Source organism: Rhodobacter maris (assembly GCF_900217815.1).
GTDB classification, from domain to species: Bacteria; Pseudomonadota; Alphaproteobacteria; order Rhodobacterales; family Rhodobacteraceae; genus Rhodobacter; species Rhodobacter maris.
The window spans coordinates 876,535-888,897 of record NZ_OBMT01000001.1; the positions used below are offsets into that span (position 1 = coordinate 876,535).

The following is a 12,363-nucleotide window of genomic DNA, read 5'->3' on the forward strand; positions in this document are numbered from 1 at the left end:
CGGAGCGCGAAATCCAGCCGTCAAGCGAGAGCATATGACCGCACCTCATTCTCATCCAGACATGAGTGAGGCAGCACCCTCCCCCACGACCGAAGAGCGCCACATGCTCAGGGGGGCCAGCCAACCGTCACCCTCGCAATCTTCCTCACATTCTCCACCCAACCGCCCCAACCGAACCCGAGACGCGCATATCGATGAGCGCCGAGGGTTCGCCGTTTACCCGGATCGAGAAGCGCTGCCGGGCGCGCCGAGATCTGGGTCAGGGCGACTGCTTGCAGTCGGGGGACGGGAACCCGTCCCCATACCCTGCTAAAGAATTGGGACGTCAATTTTCAAATACCGAATGGCATATCTTTATTCGCATACCCCCATAAAATCAACCACATTACCGGGCCAGCGAAAATTATAGCTTGGATGACCAACCGCACCCCTGAACACAAAATTCGGAGAATATTCGACCCGGAACGCGACCCAAGTAAAAGAGGAAAGCGATACAGTCGAATGGCTTTATTGCGGAAAACTCAGGCACTCTATTCGTGAAAAAGTATTTCCTATTATTTTTCTGCGGCTTGTCGAGCAGAGCTCTCCGCGCCGCAGGTGGGGCGGTAGAGAGAATAATGTGTGTGAAGATTTTCACGGTGGCGATTTATGATTCGTGGGGAGCTGAAAACACACGGTGCAAACATGGCAAGAGCTGGAGATGGAAAACCCCGATCTGAGAAACGGCGCGCGACACATAGGATTTCAAAACGTATCTCCGCGGACGAGTGGGGCGCATTTCAGGAGCGCGCTCGCGCGGAGGGATTCGAAAGCGGGCAGCAATTTCTAAATGCCTTCATCTTGGGCAACGCAGAAGTGAAGAACATACAGAGGCGAGATTTGACTTTGATCCTAGGACACATTGGCAAACTGGGCTCAAACGCCAACCAAATCGCACGACATCTCAACTCAGGAAAGATTAAAACGATCAGTCCGGAGGACCTGAAGTTCCTGATCGGCATTCCGGGGCAGATCGAGACACTCGGCAAAATGCTCCGGAATATGTTGAAATGATTTGCAAGGTGATTGCCAGGGAAGGAGAACTCGGGTCCGGCGGGGGGCGAGAGGCCTTCCTACCCGGCATTCGTTACGTGTGCGAAAAGGGTTCAAGCATCGCCATACGAAATCTGTCGTGCAGAAGCTGGACGGATGCTGCGGAGGAAATGAACCTGACTTCTCAGCTCTCCAACAGGGTGCAAAATCCTTATTATCATATTGTCATCTCCTGGCATGAAATCGAGCGTCCAACCGAGGCGCAGCAAATCGCGGCGATGGCCCGCATGCTCCGGGCCTTGGGGTTGCATGAGCATCAGGCCGTCATTGCCACACACGATGATACACCGCGCCGTCATGTGCATGCCGTGATCAATACGGTCCATCCGCTCACCGGGAGGGCCTGGTCGAAATCGAATGATCGACGCAGAGCGGAACAGGCGTGTCGGCAGATCGAGCTCGAGATGGGATGGCCCCACGATCGCGGACAGTATGATTTCGTCGTGCAAGAAATCAGGGGCAGAAAAATCGTCAAGTTGGTCGCGCGGCAAGAGGAGCACTATCAGGAGATCAAGATGGCACGTGAAAACGGGCGGCGGAAGAAGACCTCGGCACAGATCAAGGTCGAAAAAAAGACAGGGATCGAGGTCTTCGATCACGCGATCCCCGACGCGCTCAAGATCAAGCTTTGGAAAGCGCTCGACACATGCAGGACCTGGCAAGACGTTCACACCGTATTTCACGATCTGGGGCTTCGGTATGACAGGTTTGGATCCGGTGCGCGGGTCTATTTGGTCGGCTCGACGGAATTCGTCAAAGCAAGTTCTTTCGGCGCGCGCCTCTCGATTTCGCGGATGGAAAAGCTATTCGGCGCCTTCAAGCCAGCCGAGGCAATGCCGAAACGAAATCCCGGCAGCGATCTATCCTCTACCTGCGGCCTGATCGGTCAGGTGGCGCCCGAGGACGAGAAGGCGACGCGCGCCACGGCGTTCAAGACAACCCTTCTGCGCCGCATCTACATCGAAATTCACATCGACTCGCGTGTCGCGCGGGAAATCCGCTTCGTCGATCTGGCAGCATTGCCGCCGCAGATCACGTTCCGTTCCGGCGCGGTCGTCATGGATCATGGCGCGCGCCTGTCAACGACGGCCTCCTCGCACGAGACGAGGGCAACGATGATCGCGATGGCAAAAGCGAAACGCTGGTCGAGCGTGACCCCGACAGGCAGCGCAGACTACGTTCGGCAGATTTCGGTCGAGGCCGCGCAGGCGGGGCTGCGGGTGACGGGCGTTCCTGCTGATATCCAAGCCGAAGCTGACCGGATCTTCGAGGCACAGCGGCAAAAGCGGCGCCTCGATGCCGCAGAGCATGCGGCGCAGAGGGCTCATCTCGAAGAGATGACGGAGCGCGAGTATGCGCTGCAACGAAACAGCCGGTTTCGGATGGAGGTCGCGGCCGAGAAACGCGCCATGGACGACGGGCGCGATCACGAACCGTCTCCCCCGTTGGATGCGCGACATGTGCCTGAACCGCAACCTGCCCCGGATGCGGCGCGTCACGCTCTGGCGAAGATCCGGAACATCCGGAAAACCGTTCGCGACAATGATCGCGACGAGTTGGAACATCTCAAACGGCTCGATATCGGCGTCATCGCGGCAGCCGGAGGCTGGGCAGACGTGTCGCGGACGCATCGCGACAGTTCGGACAAGGAGGGCCGCGCCTTCCGCATCTATCAGCGTGGCGGCGACACAATCAAATGCACACTTAAGCCGGATGGCCGCTGGCTCTGGGTGTCGAACAAGACCGGCGACAGCGGCACGATCTTCGATTTGTGGCGGCGGGACAATCCGGGTCGGACACTGGGCCACGCGCGGGCGGCGCTGCGGGATCTCGCGGGCACCGCGCCTGTCGTGGTCGAGGCAGCACCGACCGGCAGATCTCCGACACCGCCCGATCACACCGAGGTTCGGCGCCGCTGGGAAGCTGCGGGACTCGTCGGCCAGAGCACGAGCTATGCGGAAAAGCGTGGGATATCGAAGGCGACCCTGCGTCGCTTCGCCGACGCCCTGCGTTGCGGGGCATTCGGTGGCATCTATTTCGCGCATCGAAATCTGGCGACAGGGGACATTCAAGGCTTCGAGCAGCGGTGGGAGCGCGACGGGGAAAAGAACCAGGCTCGGTTTGCAAAAGGCGGGCGCAAGTCGGTCTGCATTCTGGGCGACCCAAGCATGTCCCGCCGCATGGTCGTCCTCGAAGGCGGCCTCGATGCGCTGGCTCTGGCGGAGATCGAGAACCGTCACGACACGATTTACGTGTCGACCGGGGGCGGCTTCGGCCCCGAGACGGAGCGCGCCCTGATGCACCTTGCCGCTGGCCGGGAAACGCTTGGAGGCTTCGACAATGACCGCGCGGGTGAGGCGATGCATGCGGCGCTTGCGAAGATCGTGACCGGGACAAACCGGTTGGCGCCACCAAGCCGGGTTTCGGGGGCGGATGTGAACTGCAAGGACTGGCTCGACGTTTTGAATGCCCGAAAAGAAGCAAGCGCGGCGCACTGGATCGGCGTGGAGAGAGCAGCCGAGACAAATCGCGAGATCGACAACGGAGTGCTCCTCCGGTCTGAAGATGATCGGACCACACCCGACTTCGACTGAACGGCCCTACAGGACGAAGCTGCACCACTCCCTTTCCGACAGTAACCGTCAGATAGCATGAATAGCCCATACCGGTCACTCATGACGACCGTAGCAAACGGCGAGTTCGAGCCTTTGATGTCGAACAAGTTGTTTAATCGCTATTTGAAAACAAGATCGGCCCTCTTGAACATATGGCGCTGCGTCACCACTATACCCGGTATGTCCATGGTAGCCATGGCGCCCGACGTGAAGCTTGACCTGTCCATGCGGATCGTGCGCCACGGAGACCTCGCCAAGGTGGCTGTTGCCGCTGAGGTGTCTGTCGTAGCGGCCATGCCGTGCGCAGAGGATGGGCTGGGCCTGACCGTTGGCTTTGAAGCTGTGAATGCTCCGTCTGTTGACGGCCTCCAAGCAGCAGATAAGCATTCTAAGCGGCGGGCGTGGCCGGGGCGAAACACGCTTGACGTTGCTAAAAACCTGCTAAGGTGGAAGGTGGAGAAATGCGTGAATTTGCCCCGAAAAACCGGCTCGCCTGAGCTGGCTTACCGGTGTGCGCGGAATTTTGATCGCGCTCGCTGCAGCGTCCATGGTAGCCATGGCGCCCGACGTGAAGCTGGACCTGTCCATGCGGATCGTGCGCCACGGAGACCTCGCCAAGGTGGCTGTTGCCGCTGAGGTGTCTGTCGTAGCGGCCATGCCGTGCGCAGAGGATGGGTGTCCGTCAACGGTCGGGATTGTATGAGCGGAGGACCCGAGCGAAGAAAATGGCGAAGACACTATTCGACGAAGTCAGAAGCGAACAAAACATCTTCTCAGCCTGGCGACACGTAAAGCGCAGCGCTTTAACCTCAGGCAATGAAGATATTCGCGGTAAAGCCTCCGAGTTCGAGCATGCTCACCAGCGTCACCTTAGGCGCATCATTGGTCAACTGCGCACGGGAAAGCTCTCCTTTGATCCTGTCGAGGGCGTCCTGAAGGACAAGCGCAAGCGTCTTGCAGCAGGTAAAGACCCACGGCCCATCGCAATATCCACCATCCAGAGCCGTGTCGTGCAGCGGGCAATCCTACAGGTTCTGCAGCCACGGCAGGCGCGTGACCTACGCGACCCGGACACACGATATGAGAGCATTCGCGACAATAGGCTGGGGCGCATCAACGACGTCAACCGATCCAAGTATGGCGTTGGAGGGCTAATCTACCCTCATGGCGGCGTTCGCCCCGCCATCGAGACTATCATGGCAGCAATTGACGGCGGGGCGAAATTCTACTTCCAGTCCGACATTCGGGCCTTCTTCACCAAGATTCCGACAGACAAGGTGGTTGACTTCGTTCGGCGAGAAACCGGGGACGAAGCATTCGTTGAGCTGTTCGCCAAGGCTCTTGAGGTTCAATTGGCGAATGAAGATGAACTTGTAGGTTACACGAACCTTTTTCCGAAGGGCGGAATCGGCGTTGCTCAAGGGTCCTCCCTTTCGGCCTTCGCGGGAAATGTGTTGCTTTACGACATGGACCAGAAGCTGAACACCATGGGAGTGACGGCGGTAAGATACATCGACGACATTCTGATGGTCGGCGCAGACCTTGCTTCTGTCGACGCCGCCAAAGCGTATGCTGAGAAAACCCTGACAGACTTTGGTTTCGGTCTCTACTCACCCTCAGATGGCCCGGAAAAGGCTGCGCAAGGCGAGTGCCGCAATTCCATCAACTTCCTTGGCTGCACTCTACAGCCCAAGCGATGCGTCCCCAGCGCGAAATCTATCGATAACATGAAGGACGGCGTCAGAGAGACGCTTGCAGCTTCCAAGACTGCAATCAAGGCGGCGATCACGAAGGGAAGCTCCCTCAGCTCCAAGCATTCACATAGCGCCACTTTAGATTCTTTGGGTAGGCGCATCTATGGATGGCAAAAATCCTTCGCCTTCTGCAATCAACGTCAACCCTTCGAGCACCTCGACGACTACGTTGCGAAGCAGGTCGCAGACTACCACGGCGTGATCGTTCGGCAGCTTGGAAAGGCCGATCATCGGGTCAAGGCGATGATACTTGGCGTCCCTTCGACAGCAGATATGTTCGACAACACCCGCGAAAAAAGCTGCGAAACAAGCAGATTAAGCTTGCCGCAGATTCCCCAGCTATCTGAGCGCCGCAGTCATTCGAGCTAGATGCAGCGAACGGCAGCTGTCTGCCCCTTTCGAATGCCCCGAAGCCATCGATGCGCCCGGACCAATCTCGGCAACGCTCTCCAACGGCGGTTTTGGCGGGGAGTACTCGCGGCTTTCCGTTGGCTCCAGACCAGCCCTGCTGGTCAGGCAGTTTGTGCGGCCGCAGATCTTTGTGACAACAGAGGGGTAGACGTTCTTACTGTCCCGAAGAGCGATGCTTTTCGATCACCTCCAAGCCTAGCTCAATCAGCCGTCGGATCGCCTCGTTCTCCGACTGCAAACGTTGATCGAACCGGAAATCGGATATGCGTTTCGCTTGCTCCTCGGTGAGATTGACGAGCTTTTTGACGGGGTAAGCGGTTTCTCTAGCCATAAAAAGCATATAGTCGATATATCACTTATTGACAATACCGAGAATATCGCATATGTCCGATATGCGGATCAAGGAGGCGCTACCAACACCTCCTCAATCCTGACCACAACTGATCTTACGAGGAGATCACTCATGGCTACCCACTTTACTACCACGCCGCGCGGCGTGATGAAACCCGTCGCTCAGCCGTCGTCGATCGTGCGGAAGTTCCCTAAGTTCCTTATCGCGCTGGCGGCCTATGTCGAGGCTGAGCGCGACGCCGAAAGCGACTGGGCCACCGATCCCGCTTGCCTCAACTGGCTGCGCGATGCCGAACGCGCCCGCAGTACCGTTCTTGACCAGATTGGCGACATCACGAAAGAAGAACTTGACGGATTAGGGGACCAATCGCTCAAAGCCACGGCGATGCTCACGCGGATCATGATCGAATCCTCTTCCAGCTCCGAATTCTTCAAGGCATTCGCTCTCCTTGACACCCATCCCGCTCGTTTTACTTGCCCCGAATACGCTCCGGCACGGGTAAAACAGATGGTCCGAACCGCCCGCCAGAGGCTAGCGGATCTGACAACGCTGTCCGCATTCGTAGATCCCTGCGAAGCTGATCCGGAGGCGGACGTCGTCGCGACGAGTTGAGCGTCAGCACCAAAAACATCCCTTCTTCGGCTCCCCGGCAGTCGTCCTGCCGCCATGCTTGTCGTTTTGGCTGAGCGCGCGACCTGAGATGTCGAAGACACATGCTTCCCCGGCCATCGGCCGAGGCTCATTCTGACTTTTTCCGAGGTGACCCATGTCACAGCTTGTCTTTCCGGGGCTCCTGCCCCCGCTTGCCCCGTCCGCCCCGTTGCCGTTCGGGGCGCCCTCCCCGCTCATCCGCTACCCAGACGTGTCTGGCCCCGTCCGCGCGACCTATGCGAAGCGCATCGGTGCCGCAGGCGAAAAACTCGTCGACTCCCTGCTGACGCGCTGGGGGTTCTACGTCGTCGCCGCGCCAGAGTCGGAACCTTACGATTGCCTCGTCTTCGTCGCGGATGAATTGCTGCGGATGCAGATCAAGACGGTCACGCACCCCCGTGCCGGATGGTATCGGTTTGCGATGGAACAGGGCTATCGCCGGAGTCCGAGTGGACGGCGCACCTATGAGGACGATGCGTTCGACATCGCAGCGCTGGTCGCTCTGCCAGAGAATGTCGTGTTTTTCACCACTGAACCCCGCAAGCAACACCGTTTCCCCGTATCCGACGTGTTTAACCTACGAGCGCGTCCGCAGGTGAGTTTTCTTGAGGCGATCGCCTCCCGCCGGGAACGCCGCGAGATCGGTTCCTGACGCCCTCCCCCCCTTTTCCGGATGTACTCCCGCCGACCGCCTAGGTCGGGGGCAGAGACTATTTTTTCCGAGGTTCGCCATGAGCACTAACCAAACCTGCCAGCCCGTCGTCACTCAAAAGATTGTCGGTTTTTTGACTGCATTCCTTTCCTTGGACGCCGCGATCGATGACGATTTCCCCGATCTCCCTCCCGAAGATCCGGATTTTCCGGCTCTTGCGGGGCGGCCCAAACCGGACAGGTCTGACGCTTCGTTGCTTGAACTGATGCGCCGGGGCATCGAGGACGCCGAGCGCGAAATCGCGATCCGCGAAGCTGAAGAGGCTGGCCCGCAACTACGGCGTCCGCACCGGTCCGAGGCCACCACACTCATCGCGCTCGCATCCCTGGCAATGGCATTGCCGGAGGACTCGCAGCTGGGAAGCATCTCTGCGCCCGGCACGATCACCTTGGTGATGCCGCCGGCTGGCTTCGAAGGCGTCACAGAAAAGGCCTTGTCGCGGCAGATTCTGCGGCATCTGCGCGCCCGAGCGGGGATCAGGCCCGACGAGGCCGATCCGAAAATCCAGATTTGCGCGCCGGACATGGCGATGCACCCGAAAGATCGCGCGTCGGAAATGCGGATTTTTCGTTCGAAATTGCGTCCATTGCTTGAACAGGGGGCATCCGTCCTGATCGTCTCGCCGGATCGAGAGGTGATCGACGGCGACCTCGCCGACCTATGTCACCTTATCCTGCAACTGCCGCGTCCGACACCGGAAGCGGTGACCGAATCGATGCGCCTGACCCACCCCGAGGATTTCGACGAAATGGAAGTCCATGCGCTGCTGCCGTCCCGCGCCGACCTGGCACGGCTCTCGGCCCTGTCGATCAACGCCGCATTTTTCGGAGCGTCGTCGCACGAAGTGGTGCGCTCTCTGGCGCGAAACGGCATCTCTGTGCCCGGCAGCGGGCCGCTTTTGCTTGAGGACATGCATGGGCAACCCGACGCGGTCCGCCTCATGCGGCAAATGGTTGCCGATCTGGCGCAATGGCAGGCCGGTCAACTCGACTGGTCCGAGGTCACGGCTTCGGCGCTCCTCTACGGCCCGCCGGGGACGGGCAAGACGACCATGGCCCGTGCGTTGGCAGGAACGGCCGGGGTGCCGCTTATCTCGACGAGCTATGCGGAGTGCCAAAAGATGGGGCATCAAGGGGATATGCTTGCCGAACTGTCGGCGCGGGTTCGCGAGGCGATCCGCAAGGCGCCCTCAGTCTTCCTCATTGACGAGATCGACAGCTTCACGGTTCGCACCGGAACCGACCGCAACGCCTCTTATATGCGGGGCGTCACAAACGGCCTGCTGCGTGAGTTGACGCGTCTGGCGCAAACGCCCGGCGTGATCGTTCTGGCCGCCACCAATCATCCGGGGGACGTTGATCCGGCGGTGGTTCGCAGCGGGCGCCTAGATGCAAAGGTTGCGATGGAATTGCCGAGCCTGCACGGAATTTCAGCCCAACTTGAAGCTGGTCTGGCACGGTTGCAACCGAGCCCCTTAATCAGCGACCGGGAGCGATCCCGCTTGGCAAGACAACTCCTTGGCAGCTCAGGCGCAGATATCGCCGCCTTGCTGCGCTCTGCGGCAGGTATGGCCCGAGAGACGGGAGGATCTGTTACGATCGAACAACTTCATTCTGCGGCAGACAAGCTGGCGCCGCGTCTCGACCCGGCGCTCGACGAACGCATGGCCATTCACGAGGCGGGCCATGTGCTGGCGGGCTATCTCCTGCGCAGACCGATGCCGATCTCCGTCCGCCTCACGTCCCAAGGCGGCTCTGTGATCAGCCCGAGGACGCAGTATCACACTCTCGAAACCGCCTCGGCGGAGCTGACGGTGCTGCTTGCGGGAAGGATGGCCGAGATTCTGGTATATGGAGACGTCTCAAGCGGGGCTGGCGAAGGCGGGCAAAGCGACCTGGCACTCGCAACGCGCGTCGCGCTCAAGATCGACCGGCAGTGGCACCTGTCTGACGACGGGCTGACATGGTTCGACATCGATAGCACGCCCTCGCTGTTGACAGATCAGCGCTTGAGGGAAAGGGTTGAAGGGCGTCTGCGTGCGGCAGAAACCGAGGCGACGCATCTGCTTTCCCAACACATCAAATACATTCATCGCCTCGCGCGAGTGCTGTTGCGCGAGCGCGAACTTGACACAGGGTGGATTCACAAAATTCTCCGGGGGATCGAATATGAAGATGTCCCCGCGACCGGTGCTGAAGTCATTCCGTTTCCGAATTTTTCAGGGGAGGAGTAGAATATGACCGCGAGCGCCGAATATTTCCAGCCACCTCACGCGACATCTCAACGCCGGGATGTGAAATTTTTTTTCACAAACCGCGGAAATATGCGGAAAAATATCATCCGAAAACCACTCCACAAAGATAATATTCTCACATCTTTTCAAAAATTTATGGCGACAAAATTTCCAGCAATACGGTTATCCACATACTTGGCAACCCGCAATTCTGATCGAGCATTTCAAAATTTCAGCTTACAGATTATGTTTAAATGGAAGGTGGTGGAATCAAAACTTCACTCCCGCCGAAAACATATTAAAGCTGCGAATGATTCTTCGTTCGCGAGAACGGAGAAACTCGGCCGATGGCGCGGGATCGAAAGAGGCATGTCAGCAAAAGGGCCGGGGCAGATGCGCCGGATGCCGAAGTGGCTTCCGCGCCGCCGGTCCATTTGTCGGCGACAGCGGCAACCGCCGGACTGGTCACGCGACCGATTTCGCACGCCGAGAGGGAGATGCTGAGAGAACAGTATCTCCACTTCATCCGGATTCTGGCGCGGGAGGCCGCGCGGGCGGATCATTGCAGCACCAGTGCGGGCATCACCATTGAGGAACGCTTGGTCGGGAAACGCAGTAGAGCGAAGCTGAAGCGCTGAGCCTGCCCTCCTTTTCTCCCTGATCAAACTTCCTTCTTGCGCGGGGGCAGCGGCCCGCAGATCATCGTGGCGTTCCGATGGGCGCCCTATCTTGGAGGAGACACCCATGACCCAGCCCCAGCGTGTTGCGCTCTATGCGCGGTTTTCAACGGACAAGCAGCGTGACGCCTCGATTGAGGACCAACTGGATTCGTGCCGCGAACATGCGCTTCGGATGGGCTGGCAGATCGCTGGCGAATACAGCGACAAGGCTGTTTCCGGGGCGTCGATGTTCCGCACGGGGATCAAGGCGCTGCTGCGGGATGCAAAGGCAAGGAAGTTCGATATCGTTTTGTCGGAAGCGCTGGACCGACTGTCGCGCAAGCTGGCCGATATCGCAGGATTTCACGATGATCTCGAGTTCGGCAAGGTCGAACTGCACACCCTGACCGAGGGCAAGATCGACAAGATGCTGATCGGTATGAAGGGGACAATGAACGAGATCCAGTTGCGAGACATCGCGCTGAAGACGCGCCGCGGCCAGAAAGGCCGGATCAAGGCTGGCAAGAATGCCGGAGGAAAGAGTTACGGGTACAAGGTGCTGGCCCCCGTGGAGGCGAACCGCAAAGAGGAACGGGGCGATCTTGAGATCGCTCCGCTGGAAGCGGCGGTGGTGCGGCGGATTTTCGAGGATTACGCGATCAAAGGGCTCTCGCCGAAAAAGATCGCCGAAACGCTGAACCTTGAGGGGATCCCTGCCCCGCGCGGCAAGTATTGGAGCGCCTCGACGCTGCACGGCAATCGGGAGCGCGGCACCGGGATCCTGAACAACACGCTCTATGCCGGGGTTCGGGTCTGGAACCGGCTCAATTACGCCAAGGATCCGGATACCGGCAAAAGAGTGTCGCGCCAGAACCCGGCAGAGATCGTCGAAAGGATCGACGTGCCGCACCTGCGGATCGTCGATGAGGTGCTTTGGGAAGCCGTCAGAACCCGTCAGGGGTCGCTGAAGTCGAAGGGAACCAATGTGCCGATCCATGATCGTCGTCGGCCAAAGTTTCTGCTTTCTTACCTGCTCAAATGCGGCTGCTGCGGCTCGGGATTTTCGAAGGTCGGTCAGGATGGGTTCGGCTGCACGTCGGCGCGCACGAAGGGTAAGGCAGTCTGCACGAACATGACGGTGATCAAAAGGGAGGACATCGAGGGACGGGTGCTGCATGCGCTGGAGCATCATCTGATGGACGACGAGGCGGTGCGGGTCTTCTGCGAGGAATATGCGGCGGAGCGGAACCGGCTCGAGAAGGCGGCGGACACCTTTCGGGCGACGAGAGAGGCGGAGCTGCGCCAGGTGAAGCGCGACCACGACAAGCTGGTCGATGCGCTTCTGGAAGGCATTCCTGCCGCACGGGTGAAGTCGAAGATGGAGGCGCTTGCGGCGCGTCAGGCGGAGCTTGAGGCGTTGCTTGCGGCCTCCCCTGCCCCGTCGGTGGTGCGGTTTCACCCGTCGATGGCAGGGACGTATCGGAAGCGGATCCGGGAGCTGATCGCGGCGCTGACCGAGCCTGCGCATGCGAGCGAAGCGAAGGATGCGATCCGCGGCCTGATCGAGAAGATCGTGCTGCATCCTGTGCCGTCAACGACGGCGAAGGGGGGCGTGGACCTGGTTGCAGATCTTCACGGCTCGCTGGCGGGGCTGCTGCGCCTTGCGACGGGTCAGCCCGTGAATGTGGTGACGCGCGGCGCGGCCGGAACTGCGGCTACGGAGATGCTACTTGTGTCGAACGGGACCGGGTCTCGCACGCAAGCTGTTGATATTATGGAGGAATTAGTGTTGGTTGCGGGGGTAGGATTTGAACCTACGACCTTCAGGTTATGAGCCTGACGAGCTACCGGGCTGCTCCACCCCGCGACTGTCTGCGCGTAGCG

General features: G+C 59.3%; 8 protein-coding genes and 1 tRNA gene. 8 read left to right on the forward strand and 1 reads right to left on the reverse strand.

Annotated elements, in window-relative coordinates; translation table 11 throughout:
* Positions 1–648: 648 nt before the first annotated feature.
* The 8 genes from CRO22_RS04220 to CRO22_RS04265 all read left to right on the forward strand — a co-directional run bounded on the left by CRO22_RS04220 (position 649) and on the right by CRO22_RS04265 (position 12,313).
* Positions 649–1,053, forward strand: a complete 405-nt coding sequence (locus CRO22_RS04220; protein WP_097068813.1) for a hypothetical protein — start codon at positions 649–651, stop codon at positions 1,051–1,053.
* On the forward strand, positions 1,050–3,686 hold the full coding sequence (locus tag CRO22_RS04225) for a relaxase/mobilization nuclease domain-containing protein (RefSeq protein ID WP_097068814.1): 2,637 nt from the start codon (positions 1,050–1,052) through the stop codon (positions 3,684–3,686). The genes CRO22_RS04220 and CRO22_RS04225 overlap by 4 nt, the downstream gene beginning before the upstream one ends.
* A 746-nt stretch (positions 3,687–4,432) precedes the next feature.
* Complete coding sequence (locus tag CRO22_RS04235; RefSeq protein WP_097068816.1) at positions 4,433–5,830, forward strand: reverse transcriptase domain-containing protein; 1,398 nt, start codon at positions 4,433–4,435, stop codon at positions 5,828–5,830.
* Positions 5,831–6,335: 505 nt separating this feature from the next.
* Positions 6,336–6,836, forward strand: a complete 501-nt coding sequence (locus tag CRO22_RS04245) for a hypothetical protein (protein ID WP_097068818.1) — start codon at positions 6,336–6,338, stop codon at positions 6,834–6,836.
* Positions 6,837–6,990: 154 nt separating this feature from the next.
* A complete protein-coding gene (locus CRO22_RS04250) occupies positions 6,991–7,527 on the forward strand; it encodes a hypothetical protein (protein WP_097068819.1) in 537 nt (178 codons plus the stop codon).
* Between the two features lie 79 nt (positions 7,528–7,606).
* Positions 7,607–9,820 carry an AAA family ATPase gene (locus CRO22_RS04255; RefSeq protein ID WP_097068820.1) on the forward strand — a complete coding sequence of 738 codons (2,214 nt, stop codon included), beginning with the start codon at positions 7,607–7,609 and terminating at the stop codon, positions 9,818–9,820.
* Between the two features lie 347 nt (positions 9,821–10,167).
* Positions 10,168–10,458 carry a hypothetical protein gene (locus tag CRO22_RS04260; protein WP_097068821.1) on the forward strand — a complete coding sequence of 97 codons (291 nt, stop codon included), beginning with the start codon at positions 10,168–10,170 and terminating at the stop codon, positions 10,456–10,458.
* A 106-nt stretch (positions 10,459–10,564) separates the two neighbouring features.
* On the forward strand, positions 10,565–12,313 hold the full coding sequence (locus tag CRO22_RS04265) for a recombinase family protein (RefSeq protein WP_097068897.1): 1,749 nt from the start codon (positions 10,565–10,567) through the stop codon (positions 12,311–12,313).
* On the opposite strand, the gene CRO22_RS04270 is transcribed toward CRO22_RS04265, so the two are convergent.
* Positions 12,270–12,346, reverse strand: a tRNA-Met gene (locus CRO22_RS04270). The genes CRO22_RS04265 and CRO22_RS04270 overlap by 44 nt on opposite strands.
* Positions 12,347–12,363: the final 17 nt, after the last annotated feature.